This window comes from Herbaspirillum sp. 1173 (assembly GCF_031455335.1).
Classification (GTDB): domain Bacteria; phylum Pseudomonadota; class Gammaproteobacteria; order Burkholderiales; family Burkholderiaceae_D; genus Herbaspirillum; species Herbaspirillum huttiense.
The window spans coordinates 210072-230672 of sequence record NZ_JAVDSP010000003.1; the positions used below are offsets into that span (position 1 = coordinate 210072).

19 protein-coding genes are annotated in these 20601 nt (G+C 60.5%); 7 read left to right on the forward strand and 12 right to left on the reverse strand.

What is annotated here, in order from left to right; all coding sequences use genetic code 11:
- Positions 1 to 535 precede the first annotated feature (535 nt).
- The 6 genes from J2X56_RS12830 (at position 536) to J2X56_RS12855 (ending at position 6052) form a co-directional block, all read left to right on the forward strand.
- Positions 536 to 1723 (forward strand): acyl-CoA dehydrogenase family protein, encoded by a 1188-nt coding sequence (locus tag J2X56_RS12830; RefSeq protein WP_034332634.1) that lies wholly within the window; start codon positions 536 to 538, stop codon positions 1721 to 1723.
- 138 nt (positions 1724 to 1861) lie between these two features.
- Positions 1862 to 2821, forward strand: coding sequence for an ABC transporter substrate-binding protein (locus tag J2X56_RS12835; protein ID WP_121038542.1), 960 nt, complete (start codon positions 1862 to 1864; stop codon positions 2819 to 2821).
- 3 nt (positions 2822 to 2824) lie between these two features.
- A complete protein-coding gene (locus J2X56_RS12840; protein ID WP_088756766.1) occupies positions 2825 to 3622 on the forward strand; it encodes an ABC transporter ATP-binding protein in 798 nt (265 codons plus the stop codon).
- A complete protein-coding gene (locus tag J2X56_RS12845; protein ID WP_034331325.1) occupies positions 3619 to 4437 on the forward strand; it encodes an ABC transporter permease in 819 nt (272 codons plus the stop codon). Before J2X56_RS12840 ends, J2X56_RS12845 begins: the two co-directional genes overlap by 4 nt.
- A 114-nt stretch (positions 4438 to 4551) precedes the next feature.
- On the forward strand, positions 4552 to 5112 hold the full coding sequence (locus tag J2X56_RS12850) for a nuclear transport factor 2 family protein (RefSeq protein ID WP_134134823.1): 561 nt from the start codon (positions 4552 to 4554) through the stop codon (positions 5110 to 5112).
- A gap of 127 nt (positions 5113 to 5239) precedes the next feature.
- Complete coding sequence (locus J2X56_RS12855; RefSeq protein WP_209568536.1) at positions 5240 to 6052, forward strand: alpha/beta fold hydrolase; 813 nt, start codon at positions 5240 to 5242, stop codon at positions 6050 to 6052.
- 3 nt (positions 6053 to 6055) lie between these two features.
- Here the strand turns inward: J2X56_RS12855 and J2X56_RS12860 are convergent, their stop codons facing one another.
- Positions 6056 to 6379, reverse strand: a complete 324-nt coding sequence (locus tag J2X56_RS12860; RefSeq protein ID WP_310160582.1) for an antibiotic biosynthesis monooxygenase — start codon at positions 6377 to 6379, stop codon at positions 6056 to 6058.
- Positions 6380 to 6404: 25 nt separating this feature from the next.
- The gene (locus J2X56_RS12865; RefSeq protein ID WP_310160583.1) at positions 6405 to 7331 is read right to left on the reverse strand and encodes a LysR family transcriptional regulator; all 927 of its coding nucleotides are present in this window, start codon (positions 7329 to 7331) and stop codon (positions 6405 to 6407) included.
- 204 nt (positions 7332 to 7535) lie between these two features.
- Here J2X56_RS12865 and J2X56_RS12870 point away from each other — a divergent pair, with 204 nt between their 5' ends.
- On the forward strand, positions 7536 to 8036 hold the full coding sequence (locus tag J2X56_RS12870) for a flavin reductase (protein WP_121038533.1): 501 nt from the start codon (positions 7536 to 7538) through the stop codon (positions 8034 to 8036).
- Positions 8037 to 8632: 596 nt separating this feature from the next.
- On the opposite strand, the gene J2X56_RS12875 is transcribed toward J2X56_RS12870, so the two are convergent.
- From J2X56_RS12875 to J2X56_RS12920, 10 genes are all read right to left on the reverse strand, one after another.
- Positions 8633 to 10192, reverse strand: a complete 1560-nt coding sequence (locus J2X56_RS12875; RefSeq protein ID WP_310160584.1) for a methyl-accepting chemotaxis protein — start codon at positions 10190 to 10192, stop codon at positions 8633 to 8635.
- A gap of 200 nt (positions 10193 to 10392) precedes the next feature.
- On the reverse strand, positions 10393 to 10938 hold the full coding sequence (locus J2X56_RS12880) for a hypothetical protein (protein WP_310160585.1): 546 nt from the start codon (positions 10936 to 10938) through the stop codon (positions 10393 to 10395).
- Between the two features lie 146 nt (positions 10939 to 11084).
- Positions 11085 to 11396 carry a hypothetical protein gene (locus J2X56_RS12885; protein WP_204725174.1) on the reverse strand — a complete coding sequence of 104 codons (312 nt, stop codon included), beginning with the start codon at positions 11394 to 11396 and terminating at the stop codon, positions 11085 to 11087.
- A 95-nt stretch (positions 11397 to 11491) separates the two neighbouring features.
- Positions 11492 to 12076: a hypothetical protein gene (locus J2X56_RS12890; RefSeq protein WP_310160586.1), complete on the reverse strand. Its 585-nt coding sequence runs from the start codon at positions 12074 to 12076 to the stop codon at positions 11492 to 11494.
- Positions 12077 to 12961: 885 nt separating this feature from the next.
- Complete coding sequence (locus tag J2X56_RS12895) at positions 12962 to 13807, reverse strand: lysozyme inhibitor LprI family protein (protein ID WP_310160587.1); 846 nt, start codon at positions 13805 to 13807, stop codon at positions 12962 to 12964.
- A gap of 271 nt (positions 13808 to 14078) precedes the next feature.
- Positions 14079 to 14306, reverse strand: a complete 228-nt coding sequence (locus J2X56_RS12900) for a formate dehydrogenase subunit delta (RefSeq protein WP_034331331.1) — start codon at positions 14304 to 14306, stop codon at positions 14079 to 14081.
- Positions 14307 to 14367: 61 nt separating this feature from the next.
- A complete protein-coding gene (gene fdhD, locus J2X56_RS12905) occupies positions 14368 to 15210 on the reverse strand; it encodes a formate dehydrogenase accessory sulfurtransferase FdhD (RefSeq protein WP_310160588.1) in 843 nt (280 codons plus the stop codon).
- A 79-nt stretch (positions 15211 to 15289) separates the two neighbouring features.
- The gene (gene fdhF / locus J2X56_RS12910; RefSeq protein ID WP_310160589.1) at positions 15290 to 18163 is read right to left on the reverse strand and encodes a formate dehydrogenase subunit alpha; all 2874 of its coding nucleotides are present in this window, start codon (positions 18161 to 18163) and stop codon (positions 15290 to 15292) included.
- A gap of 53 nt (positions 18164 to 18216) precedes the next feature.
- A complete protein-coding gene (locus J2X56_RS12915) occupies positions 18217 to 19779 on the reverse strand; it encodes an NADH-quinone oxidoreductase subunit NuoF (RefSeq protein WP_310160590.1) in 1563 nt (520 codons plus the stop codon).
- Complete coding sequence (locus tag J2X56_RS12920; RefSeq protein WP_008327136.1) at positions 19779 to 20255, reverse strand: formate dehydrogenase subunit gamma; 477 nt, start codon at positions 20253 to 20255, stop codon at positions 19779 to 19781. Before J2X56_RS12920 ends, J2X56_RS12915 begins: the two co-directional genes overlap by 1 nt.
- Positions 20256 to 20601 lie beyond the last annotated feature (346 nt).

Sequence of the window (20601 nt, forward strand, 5' to 3'; positions counted from 1 at the left end):
GCGCAGCACGGCTGTGCCGATGCGCATTGGCGTTAGGCGTTACGCCTCACCGGCACATTGAATCAACACGCAATAGAAAAAAAGAAGACATCCCCTCACCGCAAGGACTGCAGGGAAAGAGGAAAAGAAAAAGCAAAAGAAAAGTGGCGGACTCCCGAAGAAGTCCGCCCGAAATGAAGGCCAGAAGGAGCCTATGACGAAACTGAACAGTGTTTCCTTTCAATCTCGGCCCCCATGGTAGTCAGTCCCTTCCACCGCAGGCAAATCCGCACCGCCGATTAGCCGCATCAATACTGCAAATACTTCTCCAAGCAGGGCATCCACGCTCTCGCGTTTGGTGCAGGATCGCGCCAAACGCCCTCCCCGTGCGGGTTTCGCGCATCATGCGGGTGCACCATGCACAAGCCTGCGTGCCATCCCGGAGCAGCCTAATCATTATTACTAATATTCATTCGGCCAATTCCTAAATAGAATTTGACCCTGATTTGACCCAGGACGACACTCAGCTACCTCCTTTCAATCAAAGTGGTGTGCCATGAATTCGATCACGCTCGATGTTTATCCCGTCCAGAAAAAAATCGTCACCGCTGCCCCACCGCATGCGGACTCTCCCGAAATGGATACGCTCATTGCGGAAGTGACCGCACGCCGCGACGAGTTCGATCAGCTCGGCCACGTGCCGCGCGACCTCGTGGCCACCATGAAGAAGGCCGGCATCTTCCGCAGCGGCACACCGCGCAAGTTCGGTGGCGAAGCCCTGGCCCCGGCGCCCTTCCTGGCCATGGTCGAACGCATCTCCAAGGCCGATGGCTCGGCCGGCTGGGTGGCCGCCTTCGGTTCGGCCAACACCTATCTCGCCGCCCTGCCCATCGAAACCCAGCGCAAGATCTACGCAAGCGGCCCCGACCAGGTCTATGCCGGCGGCCTCTATCCGCTGCAGGAAGCCAAGGCCGTCCCCGGTGGATGGGAAATCACCGGACGCTGGCACTTCGCCAGCGGCTGCAAGGGCGCAGACTGGATCGGCGTGGGCATCAAGGACAGCAGCGGCCCCGACGACGGCACACCAAAGCCCGCGCTCATGGCCGTGATGCCGGCTTCTGAAATCGAGATCATCGACAACTGGAACGTGGTCGGCATGCAAGGGACCGGCAGCCACGATACCCGTCTCAAGGACAAGTTCGTGGCCCATGAATGGACCTGTGCCCGGGGCGCGGCCGGCCTCATCGATGAGCCGCTGTATCGCTATCCGGCCCTGGCCTACCAGGCCGAAGTGCACGCTGCCGTCAACATCGGCCTGGCCCGGGCCGCGCTCGATATCGTCACCGACATGGCCGGTGGCGCCAAGATCATGCCGGGTGCGCTGCGCCTGGCCGACCGCGCGTACTACAAGATCAAGCTCGGCGTCTCCGAAGCCAAGTGGCGCAGTGCCCGCATGTTCTTCTACGACGCCTGCGAACAAGCCTGGGAGCAAATCGTGGCGGGCAATCCCGTCACCGAAGAGATCGACATGATGCTCAAGCTCTCGGCCACCTATGCCGCACGGGTCTCGATGGAAGTCGTCAACGACGCCTACCAGGCCGCGGGCATGGCCGCCATCCAGCGCACCCATCGCCTGCAGCGCATCGTGCGCGATGCGATGGTGGTCACGCAGCACGCGGCGCTGTCGGAGTTGAATTACGAAAGCGCTGGCGCGCTTTTTGCAAAGCTGGGAATCAAGCGCTGATGCGCCTCCCCTCCTGAAAAATTGCCTGCGCTCATGCCTGCGCTGCAGGCGCAAGCGCTCCCCGTGTTTTGCCTTTGTTACTGCCGTGCCTGCCATCTCCACTGGCGTTTCACCAACTTTACAAAGAGGACCCAGCCCGTGACCCACTCCACCGTTTCGCCACAACGCCGCAAGCTGCTGCTCGGCGCCGCCTCCATGCTCGCTGCAGGCGCTGCGCCTGCCCTGCCAGCCCTGGCCCAGGGCGCGCCCGTCATCATCGGCGTCGGCGCTGATCCCGTCTTCACGGCCTTCTACGTCGCCGCCAACGAAAAACTGTTCGCCAAATACGGCGCCCCCAACGTCACCGTGCAGTCCTACACCGACGGCGGCGAGGCGCTCAACGCGCTGGTGGCCAACCAGGTGCAACTGGGCTGTGCCGGCGAACCCACGCACATCGTGCGCCTCTCGCGCGCCGAGCTGCGTCCGCTGGCCGTGACCTATCAATCCAAAACCTACGTCAAGCTGGTGGCACGCAAGGCCATCACTTCGGCCGACAAGATCAAGAAATTCGGCATCGTCGCCGGCTCGGTCTCGGAATACGTCACCGGCCTGACCCTCAAGACCCTCAACATCGACGCCGCCAAGGTCGAGATGGTGCGCTCCGGTCCGCCGGAACTGCCGGCCCTGCTGGCGCGCGGCGACATCGATGCCTACTTCGTCTGGGAACCGTGGCCCACGCTGGGCGTGCAGCAAGGCGGCCACATCCTCATGACCGCCGGCGACGTCGGCTACACCAGCACCCTGTGGCTCTCGGCCAATGCCAACTGGCTGGCCGCCAACAAGGAAGTGGCCGGCAACATCCTCAAGGCCCTGGCCGAAGCCTCCGAGATCACCCGCAAGGATCCGCCGCGCGCGGCGCAATCGGTGCAGGCCATCACCCGCATCCCGGTGCCGCAGACGCTCAATTCGCTCAAGGACATGGAACCGATCGTGCGCGACTTCACCGACACCGATCTCAAGACCGCCAATGCCATCGGCGAATTCCTGCTCTCCAAGCAGGCCATCAAGGCACCGGTGGACATGAGCAAGATCCTGCAACGCGGTTTCTACAAGGGGTAAGCCATGGGACATGGATCTTCAGTTTCCATCAAGCGCGTCGGCCTGACCATCGGCAAGAACGAGATCATGGCAGGCATCGACCTCGATATCCGCGCAGGAGAATTCATTTGCCTGCTGGGCCCCTCGGGGTGCGGCAAGTCCACCCTGCTCAATGCGATTGCGGGCTTCCAGGATGTGGCCGGCGAGATCAGCGTGGCCGGCAAGCGCGTCAAGGGACCGGGGCTGGATCGCGGCGTCGTGTTCCAGTCGTCCGAGGCGCTGTTCCCGTGGCTGTCGGTGCGCGAGAACGTCGAGTACGGTCTCAAGCTGCGCGGCATCCCGGCCGCTGAACGCCGCTCCGCCGCCGAACGCTATGTCTCGCTGGTCGGCCTGAAGCACGCCATCGACAAGTTCCCGGCCGAGCTCTCCGGCGGCATGCGCCAGCGTGCGCAGATTGCCCGGGTGCTGGTCAATGAACCGTCAGTGGTGCTGATGGACGAGCCCTTCGGCGCCCTCGATGCGCAGACCCGCGAGGTGCTGCAAAGCGAGCTGGACCGCATCTGGAAAAGCACCGGCTGTACCATCGTCTTCGTCACCCACGACATCTGGGAAGCCATCCTCCTGGCCGACCGCGTGGTCACCATGACGGCAGGTCCGCGTGCCCACATCAAGACCATCGAAGAAGTCGACCTGCCGCATCCGCGCGATCCGGCCGACCCGGCCTGCATGGCACTGTATGCCCGCATCCGCGACGACATCGGTGCAGAAGTCACGCGCGTGCTGCGCGCACAAGGTTTGATTGAAGAGGAATCCGTACAATGACCCAGCTCACACAGACAGCCTCCCCGACGGCACAAGAGTCGGCCATGCCATCCAGCCTGGGTCGTCGCATGAAAGCAGCCCGTCCGTTCCTGATCTCGGTGGTCGCCATCGTCGGCGGCCTGGTGTTGTGGCAACTGGTCTCGATGACCACCTCGCCGCTGTTCCTGCCCTCGGTATCGATGACCTGGGCCGCCGCACTGGAACTGATCAGTGACGGCACCCTGCAGCAGTCGGTGCTGGCCTCCTCCGGACGCATCCTGGCCGGCTGGGGTGCGGGCGTAGCCATCGGCGTACCGCTGGGCATCTTCATGGGCCGCTTTGACCTGGTGCGGCAATTGCTCGATCCCTACATCGAGTTCTTCCGCTTCATTCCACCAATCGCCTTCGTCACCCTCGCCGTGATCTGGCTTGGCCCCGGCGAGCTGTCGAAGATCGCGCTGATCTTCTACACCACGGTGTTCATCGTCACGCTCAACACCATCGCCGGCGTGCAGGCGGTGAACCCGCTGCGCCTGCGTGCGGCGGCCTCGCTGGGTGCCGGGCAATGGAAGATCCTGACCACCGTGATCCTGCCCTCGACCGTGCCCTTCATGGTCACCGGTGCCCGCATCGCGATGGGCAATTCCTTCCTGACGGTGGTCTCGGCGGAAATCGTCTCGGCCCGCGAAGGCCTCGGCGCCCTGATCTGGACGGCGCGCAACTTCAGCCGGACCGAGTGGGTGTTCGTGGGCATCATCGCGCTGGGCCTGCTGGGCTACCTGTTCGACCGCGTACTGCGCATCGCCACCCGCAAGCTGCTGGCGCGCTACCTGTAAGCCCCAAGCCCCTCCTGGCGGCGATGCACTGATCGCCGCTGCCAACCCTGCGCTTGTATGCAGGGTTGGCTTTTCCCATCCATACAAGATCAAGATCACGAGAGACCACGCACCATGACCGACTTCACCCAGGAAATCCAGCAACTCAAACGCCGCCTCGACATCCTCGAAGCCGAGGCCGACATCCGCCGCATCCAGGCACGCTACATGTTCCTGTGCGACACGCCCTGCCCCGAGCCGGTGGCCGATGACGCCGAACGCATCGAGAAGATCCTCGAGCTCTATGCCGAAGACGCCATCTGGGAAGGTGTCGGCTCCTACTACGAGGGCCAGTTCGGCCAGGCCGTCGGCAAGGAAGCGATCCGCAAGCACTTCCAGGCTTTCTGGGGCCAGAAGAAGGATCCGGAACTGCTCCTGAACGTGCACTACCTGACCTCGGAACAGATCCACGTCAATGCCGACTGCACGCACGCCGATGGCCAGTGGGTGCACTGCCAGCCGTGGATCTTCGGCGATGGCTCATCGCTGCTGCGCTCCAGCCGACTCAACAACCTGTTCAAGAAGGTCGATGGCGTGTGGAAGATCGCACGCACCCGTACCGAAAACGTGTTTGTGGCGCCGCTGGCTTCAGGCTGGGCCAACAATGTGCCGACCTATTCGGTGCTGATGAAGTAACGAAGCGCTGCATTCTTCAAACGATACAAATCATTTATATCGTTTGGCGTTTCACGCTGCTGTTCGTTGTTGATGAGATGACCGGGAAGAGGCTGCGGCCTCTTCACCGTGCCGGAGAGCCATTCCCATGTCCCCTGCCCTTCCCGCCCTCGTGCGCCAGTTCATCCCCACCAGCGCCGGCCCCCTGCACGTGGCCAGCATGGGCGAAGGTTTGCCCGTACTGCTGCTGCACCAGACCCCGCGTTCCTGGGACGAATTCCGCGATGTGCTGCCCCTGCTGGCGCAGCGCTACCGCCCCATCGCCATCGATACGCTCGGCTTTGGCGATTCCTGCAAGCCGCCACCGGCGGAGCACAGCATCGAGCGCTGGGCCAGCCTGGCGCTGGAAGTGATGGACCAGTTGGGCATCCGCAAGGCCGCCGTGGTCGGCCACCATACCGGCGCAGTCACGGCCATGGAAATCGCTGCGTCGGCTCCTGAGCGGGTGGCGGCGCTGGTGCTGTCTTCCTGTCCCTACAACGACGCAGCACGGCGTAGCGCGCACGCGGGCAAGCGTACGGTGGACGATGTGGAGGTCCGCACCGATGGCGCGCACCTGCAGGAACTGTGGCAGCGCCGCCAGCCCTTCTATCCGCAAGGCGATACCGACCTGCTCACGCGCTTCATGGTGGATGCCCTCAAGGCCGGACCGATGGCCTCGCATGGCCATATCGTGGTCCGCAACTATCCCATGGAAGATCGCATCGGCCTGGTACGCGCACCCACGCTGGTGTTGCGGGCGGGACGCGATCCGCATGCGGCGCCCTACAGCGAACGCATCGCCCAGGCCATTGCCGGCAGCCAGTGGCGGACGCTGGAAGACGGCATGGTCCCCATGCCGGACCAGATGCCAGGCCCCTTTGCTGAAGCGGTGATGGATTTCCTGCAGCGCAGTTGCTGAGTTTCAATCGCGGGTGAAGGCGTAATCGCGCTCAACCTTGCAGATCCGTGTCTTGTAGGCCTCGTACCATTGCTGCCGTCCCAGTCGCTGGGCCAGCTGGTGGTCGAGGTCGCGCTTCCACGCGGCGATGGCCTCCAGGCTCGCCCAGTAAGACACGGTGATGCCCACCTCTTCGCGCGCCGACTCCAGCCCCAGGAAACCGGGCTGGCGCGAGGCCGCCTCCACCATGGCCTCGGCCATCTCGCCATAGCCGCGATCGCCCTCGGTACGCAGGGATGTGAAGATGACGGCGTAGTAGGGAACCTCTCCGGTGACGGCAATGCTCATGATGTGACTCCAGTACGGGGAAGGATCAGGCGTTCTCGGCTTCGCGTCCGAACATCTCGATGAGCAGGCTGCGCAGCCACTGGATGCCCGAGTCCGCCGAGAAACGCGTATGGGTGTAGATGCTCACCGGGATGCGCGGCATTTCCAGTGGCAGGTCCAGCAGCACGCAGGCCTCATCGACGTTGTGGCGCTCGGCGATGCTGCGCGGCAGGAACAGCGCCAGGTCGGTATCGCGCACGATCTGCGGGGCCACCGTGAAATGCGGCATGCGCAGCGCGAAATCGCGCTTCACGCCGGCGTTGCGCAGCACGTCCTCGGCCAGCTGGTGGCCGGTGGTATTGGTGTTGGCGTAGACGTAGCGCAGCTGCAGCAGGCTTTCCATGGTCAGCGGCTCGCTGGCCTGGGGATGGGTCTTGCGCAGCATGCAGACGTAGTCGTCATTGAGCACCAGCTGGCTCTGGCAATCCTCGGGCAGGCCCGGCAGGTAGCCGAAGGCCAGGTCGATGTCGCCGTTGCGCATGGCGGCACCCAGATTTTCCATGGCCATCTGCTGGACTTCGATGGAAACCTGCGGGGCAGCATGGGCCAGCTCTTCCATCAGCAACGGCAGCACGTGGCTGCAGGACATGTCCGACATGACCAGGCGGAAGGTCCGCGTGGCCGTGGCCGGATCGAAGCTGGCGTGGGTATGCAAGGCTTCGTGGATGATGCCCAGGGCGCGCGAGATGGGTTCATGCAGGCGGATCGCGGTTTCGGTGGGCACCATGGCACTGGTACTGCGCACGAAGAGCGGATCATCGAACATTTCGCGCAAGCGGCGCAAGGCGTGGCTCACGGCGGGCTGGGTCAGGTGCAGGCGGTCGGCGGCGGCGGTCAGGCTGCGCAGCTCCCAGATGACGATGAAGGTCTTGAGCAGGTTCAAGTCGACTGCGCCGATATTCATTTGCTTCATGCGGAACATTCCAGACAATCATTTGACCCGTCATTTGTGCAGGGTCTATTGTTCATCCCAGGACGCAGGCCTTCATCGGCGATGCGTTCTCCCTCTCACCTGCTGATCGACATCCGCCTGACGGCGCCGCAGACGACCTTGCTGATGGCGCAAAGGATACGAAGCCTTGTGCCGGATGTCATCTCTTTTTTGGACGGACCTACCATGAAGCAAGATTTTCGCGACGCCATGGCGCGTCTCTCGGCTGCGGTCAACATCATCACCACCGATGGTCCTGCAGGACGCGCCGCCATGACGGTGAGCGCCGTCAGTTCGGTCTCCGACGAACCGGCCACGGTGCTGGTGTGCATCAACGTCAAGAGCGCTGCCCATCCTATCCTGGTGGGCAACGGACGCTTGTGCATCAACATCCTGGCGGGACATCATGAAGAGGTGGCGCGCATGATCGCCGGCATGACCGGGCTGGCGGCCGAGGAGCGCATGGCGCAGGTCGGCTGGGAGACCGGCGACTACGGCCAGCCGGTGCTGCCCGATGCGCTGGCGGTGCTGGAGGGAGACATCGTATTGCAGCAGCAGGCAGGCACGCACAGCGTGCTGTTCGTGGAGATCCGGCATATTCGCCTGGCGGCGTCACAAGCTGATGGGCTGGCTTATTTTGGACGGCGGTTTCACCGGATTGCGGCGGAGGTGGCGTTGGCGGCGTGAGGGGAATGATGGCAGCCCGGTCTACCACGAAAAAAACCGCTCAGCAGACTGAGCGGTTTCATCGAAATCACGGGAAGGCAACAGCCCGACAACGCCAACTGCTGCACACGTCGGCTTTACCGGCGCAGCAAGCGCCACCGTCCGACAAGACCAACAAGCAAAAAATATAAAGCGATAACGAGCCAGAGCACGTCAGCCCAGCCGATACGAGGCCAATGGGGATCGTGAAAATATACACGATTCATTCCGTACATTACGTACGCGGATAAAGCATACGCGCCCAACAACACGACTCCTGCCGCACCGGCCAGGATGCGTGGCACAGCGCTCATCTTTCGGCCGCCGGGATTCGTCTTCTCACTGCCATTCACAAGCGATCTCCTTCAATGGTCTCAAATCCTGATAAACCAACGCAATGGAAAGCATGCCCGTATCGGACACCGCACGATGATGCATACACTCAACAACGCGCAATAGCGAGTGACATCTTCCGGGATGCCCCGCGCAGTACGGGGTTCCGCAGCAAATACCGAACCTGCTCAATTTGCACAAAGCCGCGGCCCGGAGTGAGCTCGGGTCAGACCAGCGTCTTAGTCTTATGTCACGCAGACAAAACGGTGAACCAAGCCCGAGAGCGTTGACGCCTGGTCACGCAAAGAGCTTGCAGAGGCCGCTGAGCGTTCAACCAACGCTGCATTTTTCTGTATGCCATCATCAATCACGTTGATGGCCTGACCGATTTCGACAATGCCGGCGCTTTGCTCGCGGATCGCACTGCCCACCTCGCCGAGGATATCGGCTACCCGCTGCACACTTGAGACGACCTCGCTCATGGTCACGCCTGCATGCTCCACCAACTTGCTGCCGCAGCTCACCGTGGCGACCGAGTCGTCAATCAAGGATTTGATCTCTTTCGCCGCAGAGGCCGAGCGTTGTGCCAGCGAGCGGACTTCGGAAGCGACCACGGCGAATCCCCGGCCTTGCTCACCGGCCCGTGCGGCCTCCACTGCAGCATTCAATGCCAGGATATTGGTCTGGAATGCGATGCCATCAATGACACTGATGATGTCAACAATCCTGAGAGAGGATTCGTTGATCGCATTCATGGTAGAGACCACCTCGCTGACCGCTTTGCCTCCGGCACTGGCGATCCCGGAGGCCTGGAACGCCAATTGATTGACCTCTTGCACGCTGTCTGCATTTCTCTTGACCGTGTCGGTCAGATGCGCCATCGTCGATACTGTCTCTTCGATCGAGATCGCCTGCTTTTCCGTCCGACTGGAAAGATTGACGTTGCCGTCGACGATTTCACCTGATGTATGGTTGACCTGATTGGTCGTCTTCTGGATCTCGGACACGATATCTTTGATCGATGACTGCATCGCGATCAACGCATCGGACAAGGCCGAAAACTCGGAAGTGGTCTCCTCGCCGATGATCACCGTCAGATCCCCGCGGCTGATGGCCCGTGAGTTGTCTATGGCATTTTTCAGTGGTTTGGCAATCAGGTTCTTCAACATGACGGTGGCCAACGCTGCGGTAAGCATTGCAATCAGGATGACAACCGAGATACCGGCAACGATCTTGCGATTCGAACGCTCCAGCTCCGCAATCTTCAGATCGGCATGATCGCTGGCCACTCTGGCCAGGGTGGCCAGCGTGCCGAGATAGGAGCGCACCTGAGGTTCGTATTGCTGCTGGATATAGTTGTGTATCTCTTCTGCGGTGCCATTGCTTTTGACTTTGGCGATGTTGTCGGTGATCGCCACCACTTTCTTCCTGACCTCCACAGCAGTATCGAAGGCCTCTCGAATATTCCTGTCAGTGATCAATGCGGCGACTTCCTGTTGCGTGTCGCCGATGATCTTCGAGGTCTTTTGAAAATCGCTCTCAAAGCTTGCTTTGTATCCGCCCAACTCAACATTGGCGCGAACAAACGCTCTTGCCACATTCTGCTGCACCAGCAAGCTCCATCGTTCTGCGGCGCGGGCGAGTCGTACATCATGGTCGATGACAAACTTGAGTTTCTCGGTCGCATCAAAGATCTTGTAGGTACTGAAAGCAGCAGCGCCTCCCAACGTCAAAGCGAGGATGGTTGCAACAAAGTAGATATACCTGTTGATGGAGATTTTCTTTGAGGATGGAAAGTTATTCATTTTCTTGAAAATGGGCCCGCAGCTCACTGCAATCCCAGCCCCTCGTCCGCTTGCACTTGCCCGCAATGGCCGAAGTGCCGCTGCGACCAAGGCTGGCCATATGCCGAGACGGCGTGGTGAGACTGGTGATATGGATTGCACCAGGAAATGCTGTCAATCGGGCTCGTGCCTGCTGATGGCAGCCCGCCCGACACGTCTTCTTAAAGCCGTTCGCGCGACAAGGACGATTTTCTTCTCTTTGTCATCTCTACGGCCAGACTCATCAGAAATTCGACAGCCTGCCGTGCGCCGTTCAGGGAAAACCGGCTGACCTCAAACTGGCCAGATGCCAAAGGATGCGCAATCCCGACAAGGCCGCTCGATTTGGCAACGATGCCATCAAACTCATCGGGTTTTTCCAGACTGTAGTTATAGAGGGTCTGCCTGTCGCTCGCATACGCGCCCTCACAGACCATCTTGTTGACAGCCGCTCCGGTCGGAGAGTTGATCAGAGCAACGGCAGTGCTTCCCTCTTCGCAAGCTATTTTCGAGGCCTGCAACCAACTGCATGTGCCTGAGCTGATATTGCACGTCTTGATCAGGAGATCTCCTGCTGAATTTGTCGTCGCCGCATAAGGAAAACCGGAGGGCGAAATACTTACTGACCAATCGCCAAAGTCCTTCGTCTCAGCCTGTGCAGACAAACTGAACAAGGTGAGCAGCGTGAAGCTCAATGCGCTGTAAAAAAGGGATTTCATATCATTCATCGCCAAGCTCCAGTTGGTATTGATTCTGTTGTGTGTAATGAGTCATCCGACGTGCAAGAATGACGTCGCTGCGAGGGAGGTTGTTGAACATGGGTCGCCCCCATTTTTCTCCATGAAGTTTCCTGCCACAGCAGCGAAACCCATGTTCAACGCGAAGCCTTTGAAGCTTGGCCTTTCGGCGTGCAGGCCGCCGGGTTGGACATGCCCATGGTAAGCAGATTGCCGCCATTGATGATGCAATTGAATTCCTTTCTGTCGTTGGTCACGACGTTCACAAAGGTATTGGTACCGTCCGTGCGCCGCGAAATGATGGTGAGATCAGAAGGGGAATAACCGAGATTGCCGGCGGCCTGCGACTTGATTTTTTCATCGCTCAAGATGTTCGTTTTTTCGGCAATCGTGTCGCATCCGGCCACGCTGAACATCGACAGGATCATCAAGCATTTCAAAAATTTCATTTCATTCTCCGTTCATTGAAAGACGTCGTGGCGATGCGCTTGTCCGGGCAGACCTGACAAGCGCCGTAAAAATACAACTGCCTTGCAGGTGCCCGTCACATACCCATGCGGTGCAATATGCCTGTTTGCCCAAAGCCCCATCCCCGCCATCCGCAAGTTCCTTGAACGTCATAATAGAAAATGATGTCGGTTTCCTTGTCGGCCCAGAACTGAACAACGCAAACGTCCTGATAGGTCTTGGTTTCATACTGGTACACGATCGTAGGAGGGTTTCTGGTTGCATCCATGTAAGAGCCAGCCAGCTCTTCTCTGGTGTACGGATTGCTTTTGATCAGACGGAACGTGACATGCTTCTGCCCATACAACTTGCTGATCTTCCACTTGTTGGTATCGATATCTATCGACCAAGGCGTACCAAACACCTGGTAAGCCTCCGCGACATCTTTTCCCATCAGCTCCTCCGCCGAATTACGTTCGGGGGCAATGGTGGCACAGCCCGACATCATCAACACCAAGCCGGCAAGCAATGCTTGCATGTAGCTACGTTTCATCCATTCACCATTCTGAAATTGTTTTTTAGAAGGCCTCCTGCAGCATCCGGGCGTCTGCGATCTTTGCAGCGGCAGGCTGCTCACCTCATTGGCACCTGGATAAGCAATCGGCACGAGTTGAGACTGCATGACATGAGCGGGAAGTCGCCGGAGCGTATCCAAGCAAGGGACGAGTCCACTTCATCAACACGTCGTCACGGTGACTGGCACTCCCAATCAACGTGTCTCAGGGCAGCTCTGGCCAAATGGCTCAGATCATTCGATACATACGGACCAGCCCGCAAAGTGCATTCGCTCTCGATGCCTTGGGATCAGCGATGCAATCGAAAGCAAGCTTCACCGGACTCACCGGATGGATTTCGCCAGGAATGAGCGAGACAAAGCGACGCCAATTTTTTCTTAATTTTTTCTGATTCATATTTTTGCGAATTTACCGCTTCAAAAAAGCGAGCTTTTTATCTTTGATGGCGTTAAGTTTTGTAAGGACGGATCAGATCATATAGACCATCAATGACGAAAGGCTGACGAATAACTGACGCCATGCCACTGAATCGATGAAACAAATAGGCTATTTCGGGTTAATTAATTTAATTTGAACCAATCGGCCGCAAAGGTGAATACAACCGCATGAAGCCCCATCAGGACTGGTATCAACACGTAATGTGCCAGGCGTAGTGCCTGCGCCGAGGAGGCGGCGGGAAGGAAAAGGAGGGAGATCGTCAGCGCTTGTTGATCAAATCAGTGCGAGAAAGACAATGCAGGCAGATGCCGGCGGCCAGCACAGAAAGACTCGATTTACAAAAGCGAGTATTAACTACTAAAAAAACAAGTCGAAAATTATTCATCCTCACTGAGGATCACAAAAACCCATTGAAGTGATGGGCACACGTTGCGCGTGATACCGCCGCGCACCGCCCTGGCGAGGGCCGTGCGCATTCCAGGCAGTGACAGCGCAATGGCCGCACTGCCTCCCATGCTGATCTCCGTTGTGGTGTGTGTTCGCTGACGGTCGAATTACATCAACGAAAACTTCTTGTCGGTGAGGCAAGGATTAATCCACGAATCATGATCGTCGGCAGGCGATCCACTTACCTCAGCATCCAGCTTGGGCAGCGGCGGATCCAACACGATACCGCCGCCCGCCGCCTCGGCTTGTGCTCCTGAGGCTGTATCCCCACCCTGCCCCGAACACGTCTCATCCTTGCAGCTGGCTACGATCTTGGGGACACCGGCGACAAGTGTCGCCACCGTCCTGGTGGTGTACACGCGGTAGGTTGCCCACTCACTTGTCTCGCTACAAATCCGTTCCTTGTTCTGGAATTGGATTGTGCCCAGGCAGGCATAGCCATAGTTATCGCCAGAGCCATTCTGATTACGCGGATAGAAGAAGCACTCGGTGGCAAAGCCAGTGAAATCCCCTCGGGGAAATTGGCTTGCATAACGCCGCTGATCCAGTGCCACCTGAATAAAGTGAAACTGCCCCGGCTCATGATCTGAGCGCCGCTTGAGTTGATCTGTGCGCCCCCTGATCGCCTTCAATACCATCTTGCGCTGCATATCCTTCGGATAGGTCTCACCGGTCTGGCCATTGGTAGCGCGATCGAGATCTCCAAACGCTGCCTCCCGCGCCGCGATCCAACGTTTCTGGCTGGCGACCAGCATGTCGTGGATCTCAGCATCAGGAGCTGCCTTCAAGATGGCGGCATAGGCGCGGTTCATGTCCGCATCTGCGCGAACGATGGCCGGATTGCTGCAAATAAGATGCTCAACGTCACTCGAAGCACGCTGACAGTTGATCGCATAGGCTGTGGAAAACAGTGACGTGACGACGAGTATCGGCAAGGCAAGAAATAATTTCATTACTCGGATCTCTCCTGGAAACAAGTGGGCGAATACATCAGTATTCCTGACAGCATGGGAGAATCTTGCCAACAACGATGCATCCCATGCAGGATCAGGCGGATGCTGCCTGCCTTGCCTGACAAACGGCTGATGAATTTACACTTGTGGAATTCACCCAACAGAAGCGATTCCCGGCGTCCGGCCATGAGTGTCCCCCTGCTCTCGCCAAATAAAAAAACCGCTCAGCAAACTGAGCGGTTTTCACCTGAATCACAAGAAGACAGCTGTCCTACACCGCCAACTGCTGCATATGCCGGTTCACTGCCTCCAGCACGATGGGATCGAGTCCCTCCCCTTGCGTCTTCTCGATATGCTCCAGGAAGGCCTTGCGCATGCGCGGCTCCCAGAAACGTTTGAGGTGCGAAGCCAGGTCGGCAATGGCCTGGTCGCGGTCCGGCATGGTGGAAAAGAAACTGCCGATCTGGTTGGCCATCTTGACCAGGTGTTCGATATTCATGGTGCGTCTCCTCCTGCTCTGTTCATCGATTGTCCGTCAATTCTTCATCCGCACCGCCGGCTCAACGCAAACGATGCGGCCGCGCATACACCACGTGGCCCTGCTTGCGCACGAAGCCCAGCAGCGTCACATCCGTCTCTTCGGCCAGCCGGATCGCCAGTGCGGTCGGGGCTGATACGGCGGCGATGAAACCGATGCCGACCGTGGCCGCCTTCTGCACCATCTCGTAACTGGCCCGGCTGGTGATGATGGCCGCGCCCTGCGCAAAATCGGCCCCCTCTTCGGCCAGCGCGCCGATGAGCTTGTCCAGCGCATTGTGGCGGCCCACATCTTCGCGGACCAGCACGATGCGGCCCGACGCATCCATCCACGCGGCCGCATGCGTGGCACCGGTGGCCTGCTGCAAGTGCTGCCCGGCCTGCATCTGCTCAAAAGCTGCATGCACCTGCTCCACCGAAAACACCGCGCCACCGCGCACTGCCTGCGGATGCCGCACCGCCTGCTCCAGCGTCTCCGCACCACACAGGCCGCAGCCGGTGCGCCCGGTGAGGTTGCGGCGCTTCTCCTTGAGCGCCACGAAGCGCTCGGTGGCGATGCGCATCTGTACCTGCACACCTTCGCAGCCGGGGACGATCTCGCATTCATACAGCTCGCCCGGGGCGGCCAGAATGCCTTCGGTGAGCGAGAAGCCCAGTGCGAAATCTTCCAGGTCGGCGGGCGTGGCCATCATCACGGCATGCGAGATGCCGTTGTATTCGAGGGCAATGGGCACTTCCTCGGCGACGACATCCTCTACCGTCTCGCGCTGGCCATCGCGCCAGCGATCTACCTGCACGCGGGCGAAGGTGGCGTAGTCGCCGGTGGTGTCGTCGATGACGGGGCTGCTGCTGTTGCGTGTGTTCATGCTGTCCTGCTGGATGCGGATGGGTTGGGCTCGTGTCTGCGGAAATCACGCCGGCACGGGCCCGTCAGGCCCGCGCCGCTTACTTCGTCACCAGGGGTTCCGCCGGCACCTCGCCCTTGAGCAGATCGAGCTGCGCACGGTTGAAGCGCTCGTAATGCTGCTGCCATTGCGAGGGCTGCGTCACCGGCATCACCTGCACCGCCGTCACCTTGTACTCGGGGCAGTTGGTGGCCCAGTCGGAGTTGTCAGTGGTAATGACGTTGGCACCCGATTCGGGGAAGTGGAAAGTGGTATAGACCACTCCCGGCTGCACCTTCTCGGTCACCGTCGCCCGCAGCACGGTCTGGCCTGCACGCGACTCCACGCCGACCCAGTCACCCTCGCGGATGCCACGGTCCTCGGCATCGTGCGGGTGGATTTCCAGCCGGTCTTCGCTATGCCATTGCGAGTTCTCGGTGCGGCGCGTCTGCGCGCCCACGTTGTACTGCGACAGGATGCGGCCGGTGGTCAGGATCAGCGGGTAACGCTGCGTCACCTTCTCGTCGGTGGCGAAATACTGCGTGTTGATGAACTTGCCCTTGCCACGGATGAAGCTGCCCACGTGCATGATGGGCGTGCCTTCCGGCGCTGCCTCGTTGCAGGGCCACTGGATGCTGCCGAGTTTTTCCAGCTTGTCGTAGCTCACGCCGTGGAAGCTGGGGGTCAGGGCGGCGATCTCGTCCATGATTTCCGAGGGGTGATTGTACGGCATCGGGTGACCCAGCGCTTCGGCCAGCGCCACCGTGACTTCCCAGTCGGACTTGCCGGCCTTGGGCGGCATCACCTTGCGCACGCGCGAGATGCGGCGCTCGGCGTTGGTGAAGGTGCCATCCTTTTCCAGGAAGGACGAACCGGGCAGGAAGACATGCGCATACTTGGCCGTTTCGTTCAGGAACAGGTCCTGCACCACGATGCATTCCATGGCCTGCAAGGCCGCCGCGACGTGCTGCGTATTCGGGTCCGACTGGACGATGTCTTCCCCTTCGCAATACAGGCCCTTGAAGCTGCCATCGAGGGCGGCATCGAACATGTTGGGAATGCGCAGGCCCGGCTCCGGATTGAGCGTCACGCCCCAGGCCTGTTCGAACTGGCCGCGCACGGTGGAATCCGAAATGTGGCGATAGCCCGGCAATTCGTGCGGGAAGGAACCCATGTCGCAGGAGCCCTGCACATTGTTCTGCCCGCGCAGCGGGTTCACGCCCACGCCTTCGCGGCCGACGTTGCCGGTGCACATGGCCAGGTTGGCGATGCCCATCACGGTGGTCGATCCCTGCGCATGCTCGGTCACGCCCAGACCGTAGTAGATCGCGGCGTTGCCGCCGGTGGCATAGAGGCGCGCCGCGCCACGGATGATCTCGGCGGGCACGCCGGTGATGGCGGCCATGGCTTCAGGGGAATTGTCTTCGCGCAGGACGAATTCTTTCCAATCCTTGTATGACTGCAGGTCGCAGCGTTCCTGGATGTAGGACTCGTTCTGCAGGCCTTCCGAAAGAATCACATGAGCCAGCGCCGTGATGATGGCGGTGTTGGTGCCGGGGCGCAGCTTCAGGTGATAGTCGGCCTTCAGATGCGGCGACTTGACCATCTCGGTGGTGCGCGGATCGATCACGATCAGCTTGGCCCCCTGGCGCACGCGACGCTTGATCTGCGAAGCGAACACAGGATGGCCGGCGGCCGGGTTGGCCCCCATGATGAGGATGACGTCCGACTTCATCACCGATTCAAAGGTCTGCGTCCCGGCCGATTCACCGAGGGTCTGCTTCAGGCCATACCCGGTCGGCGAGTGGCAGACACGGGCGCAGGTATCGACGTTGTTGTTGCCGAAGGCGGCGCGCACCAGTTTCTGGACCAGATAGGTTTCTTCGTTGGTGCAGCGTGAGGAAGTAATGCCGCCAATGGAATCCTTGCCGTGCTTGGCCTGGATGCGGCGGAACTCGCTGGCCGCATACGACAGCGCTTCCTCCCACGACACTTCGCGCCAGGGATCGTTGATGCTCTTGCGGATCATTGGATTCAGGATGCGGTCCTTGTGGGTCGCATAGCCCCAGGCGAAGCGGCCCTTGACGCAGGAGTGGCCTTGATTCGCCTTGCCATCCTTGTACGGCACCATGCGCACCACTTCATTGCCCTTCATCTCGGCCTTGAAGGAACAACCCACGCCGCAATAGGCGCAGGTGGTGACCTTGCTGTGCTCGGCCTGGCCCAGCATGATGACGGTCTTTTCCGTCAGCGTCGCGGTCGGGCAGGCCTCCACGCAGGCACCGCAGGAGACGCATTCGGATTCCATGAAGGCTTCCATCTGCCCCGCCGATACGCGCGACTCGAAACCACGGCCGTTGATGGTCAACGCAAAGGTCCCCTGCGTTTCTTCGCAGGCGCGCACGCAGCGGTTGCAGACGATGCACTTGGAAGGGTCATAGGTGAAGTAGGGATTGGATTCATCCTTCTTCATGGTGGTATGGTTCTCGCCCTCGTAGCCATAGCGCACTTCGCGCAGGCCGACCACGCCGGCCATGTCCTGCAGTTCGCAGTTGCCGTTGGTGGGACAGGTCAGGCAATCCAGCGGGTGATCCGAGATGTAGAGTTCCATCACGCCACGCCGGATCTCGGCCAGCTTGGGGGTCTGCGTCTGCACCTTCATGCCCGGTTCGCAGGGCGTGGTGCAGGAGGCCGGATAGCCTTTCATCTTGCGGCCATCCTTTTCGATTTCCACCAGGCACAGGCGGCAGGAACCGAACGGTTCCAGGCTGTCGGTGGCGCACAGCTTGGGCACGTTGATGCCGGCCTCGACCGAGGCGCGCATGACCGAGGTGCCGGCCGGGACCGTCACGGCCACGCCGTCGATCTCCAGCGTGACCAGGTTTTCCGAGGCACGTGCGGGGGTGCCGTAATCCGTTTCGTTGAGCTGATTCATGGTGCAACTCCTTGCATTCGCTGATGCGCTGATGCGCTAAATCGCTGATGGGATCAGGCTGCCTGTTCGCCGGGCGCGCCGAAGTCTTCGGGGAAATGGTTCAGGGCCGACAGCACCGGGAACGGCGTCATGCCGCCCATGGCGCAGAGCGAACCATTGACCATGGTGTCGCACAGGCTCTTCAACAGATGGATCTGCTGCGGCCGCTCCTCGTTGGCGATGATCTTGTCGATCACTTCCACGCCGCGTGTGGAGCCGATGCGGCAAGGCGTGCACTTGCCGCAGGATTCGACGGCACAGAATTGCATGGCGTAGCGAGCCTGTCTGGCCATATCGACACCATCGTCAAACGCCACCAGCCCGCCATGCCCGATCATCGCGCCGATCGCGGCGAAAGCTTCATAGTCGAGCGGCGTATCGAATTGCGAGGGCGGCAGGTACGCGCCCAGCGGCCCGCCCATCTGCACCGCGCGAATCGGCCGTCCCGAGGCACTGCCGCCGCCGAAGTCCTCCAGCAGCTGGCGCAGCGTGAGACCGAACGCTTTCTCCACCAGGCCACCCTGTTTGATGTTGCCGGCCAGCTGGAAGGGCAGCGTGCCGTGCGAGCGGCCTACGCCATAGTTCTTGTAGAAGTCCGCACCACGCGCCAGGATCACCGGCACCGAGGCCAGCGAGATCAGATTGTTGATGACGGTCGGCTTGCCGAACAGGCCCTCGATGGCGGGCAGTGGCGGCTTGGCGCGCACCACGCCGCGCTTGCCTTCCAGGCTTTCCAGCATGGCGGTTTCTTCGCCGCAGATGTAGGCTCCGGCGCCCTTGCGCACTTCCAGCCGGAAGGATTTACCGGAGCCGAGAATGTCGCCGCCCAGGTAGCCATGCTCGGTGGCGATGGCGATGGCTTCGTTCATCGTCGCAATGGCATGTGGATATTCGGAGCGCACGTAGACGTAGCCCTCGGTCGCGCCAACTGCGACAGCGGCAATGGTCATGCCTTCGATCAGCGTGAAGGGATCGTCCTCCATGATCATGCGATCCGAGAAGGTGCCGGAGTCGCCCTCGTCGGCATTGCAGACCACGTACTTTTGCGCGGCCGGTGCGCGCAGCACGGTCTGCCATTTGATGCCGGTCGGGAAGGCCGCACCACCCCGGCCACGCAAACCCGAATCGATCATCTGCTGGACGATGGCCTCCGGTGTCTTGGCCAGCGCATTCTTCAATCCGGCATAACCTTCATGGGCCAGATAATCTTCCAGCGAGAGCGGATCGATGATGCCGACCCGTGCGAAGGTCAGGCGCTCCTGATTCTTGAGGAAGCCGATTTCTTCAGTCAGGCCCAGATGCAGCGTGTGCTGGCCTCCGGCGAGCAGCCCTGCATCGAAGAGGCCGCTGACATCCTCCGCAGCCACTGGCCCGTAGGCTACGCGGCCGGCTGCGGTGGCCACTTCCACCAGCGGCTCCAGCCAGAACATGCCGCGCGAACCGTTGCGCACCAGCTTGATGGACTGGCCGCGCTTTTGCGCTTCGGCAGCGATGGCGGCGGCGACTTCGTTGGCCCCGAGGGCCAGCGCGGTCGAGTCGCTCGGAACATAGATGGTCACGGGTTCATGGGTACTCATCATGCCTCCCGCTTGGCCTGGATCAGGCGCTTGAATTTGTCGGCATCGACGCGGGCATGCAGCTCGTCGTCGAGGGTGAGGTTGGGACCGATGGCGCACTGGCCCAGGCAATACACCGGTTCCAGCGTGAACTGGCCATCGGCGCTGGTTTCATGGAAACCGCAGCCCAGCACGTTCTGCGCATGTTCAGCCAACGCTTCGCTGCCGCGCGCCTGGCAGGCCTCGGCGCGGCACACCTGCACCACGTGGCGGCCGGCCGGTTCCTGGCGGAAGAAGTGATAGAACGAAATCACGCCATGCACCTCGGCGCGCGAGACGTTCAGCTCGCCCGCAATCATCGGGACCGCATCGGCCGGGATGTAGCCGACCTTGTCCTGGATGCCGTGCAGGATGGGGAGCATGGCGCCGGCCATGTCCTTGCGCTCGGCGATGATGCCGCGCACCGCCGCCACGTCGAAAACCTGTTGCCTCTTCATTGTTGCCTCCTGTGTTGCTTCAATGCGGTCCTTGTCCTTCTCCCGGAGGATCTTCTGCGGACCGCGCAAATGACGAATGAAAGGAAAGAGCCGCGCCTAGGGAGGAGCAGCCTGTGGAAAGCAGATCAAGGGATGGGGAGAACAATGCGGCGGCATGACGCTGCCCTGGTGAAGGGTGCGCACGGCCGTGCGAGATGAACCAGCTGGTCTCCGTTGTTGCATGTTCGCCCTGCCTTGATGGGTTGGTGTGAACACTGCGGATGCTGGCCTGCCCTTGCCGGGGACGGGCCATGCTCCTGTTTTTTGATAGTCGCTGACACAAGCTGCCCTGGTTCACGGGGCCATG

Excerpts from the sequence above, each read along its gene's own strand:
- J2X56_RS12855 (WP_209568536.1), top strand. The coding sequence starts at position 5,240 with ATGTCCCCTGCCCTTCCCGCCCTCGTGCGCCAGTTCATCCCCACCAGC.
- J2X56_RS12845 (WP_034331325.1), top strand. The coding sequence starts at position 3,619 with ATGACCCAGCTCACACAGACAGCCTCCCCGACGGCACAAGAGTCGGCC.
- J2X56_RS12860 (WP_310160582.1), bottom strand. The coding sequence starts at position 6,379 with ATGAGCATTGCCGTCACCGGAGAGGTTCCCTACTACGCCGTCATCTTC.
- J2X56_RS12870 (WP_121038533.1), top strand. The coding sequence starts at position 7,536 with ATGAAGCAAGATTTTCGCGACGCCATGGCGCGTCTCTCGGCTGCGGTC.
- J2X56_RS12885 (WP_204725174.1), bottom strand. The coding sequence starts at position 11,396 with ATGAAATTTTTGAAATGCTTGATGATCCTGTCGATGTTCAGCGTGGCC.
- J2X56_RS12875 (WP_310160584.1), bottom strand. The coding sequence starts at position 10,192 with ATGAATAACTTTCCATCCTCAAAGAAAATCTCCATCAACAGGTATATC.
- J2X56_RS12895 (WP_310160587.1), bottom strand. The coding sequence starts at position 13,807 with ATGAAATTATTTCTTGCCTTGCCGATACTCGTCGTCACGTCACTGTTT.
- fdhD (WP_310160588.1), bottom strand. The coding sequence starts at position 15,210 with ATGAACACACGCAACAGCAGCAGCCCCGTCATCGACGACACCACCGGC.
- J2X56_RS12890 (WP_310160586.1), bottom strand. The coding sequence starts at position 12,076 with ATGCAGTCTCAACTCGTGCCGATTGCTTATCCAGGTGCCAATGAGGTG.
- J2X56_RS12840 (WP_088756766.1), top strand. The coding sequence starts at position 2,825 with ATGGGACATGGATCTTCAGTTTCCATCAAGCGCGTCGGCCTGACCATC.
- J2X56_RS12830 (WP_034332634.1), top strand. The coding sequence starts at position 536 with ATGAATTCGATCACGCTCGATGTTTATCCCGTCCAGAAAAAAATCGTC.
- J2X56_RS12850 (WP_134134823.1), top strand. The coding sequence starts at position 4,552 with ATGACCGACTTCACCCAGGAAATCCAGCAACTCAAACGCCGCCTCGAC.
- J2X56_RS12865 (WP_310160583.1), bottom strand. The coding sequence starts at position 7,331 with ATGAAGCAAATGAATATCGGCGCAGTCGACTTGAACCTGCTCAAGACC.
- fdhF (WP_310160589.1), bottom strand. The coding sequence starts at position 18,163 with ATGAATCAGCTCAACGAAACGGATTACGGCACCCCCGCACGTGCCTCG.
- J2X56_RS12915 (WP_310160590.1), bottom strand. The coding sequence starts at position 19,779 with ATGAGTACCCATGAACCCGTGACCATCTATGTTCCGAGCGACTCGACC.
- J2X56_RS12920 (WP_008327136.1), bottom strand. The coding sequence starts at position 20,255 with ATGAAGAGGCAACAGGTTTTCGACGTGGCGGCGGTGCGCGGCATCATC.
- J2X56_RS12900 (WP_034331331.1), bottom strand. The coding sequence starts at position 14,306 with ATGAATATCGAACACCTGGTCAAGATGGCCAACCAGATCGGCAGTTTC.
- J2X56_RS12880 (WP_310160585.1), bottom strand. The coding sequence starts at position 10,938 with ATGAATGATATGAAATCCCTTTTTTACAGCGCATTGAGCTTCACGCTG.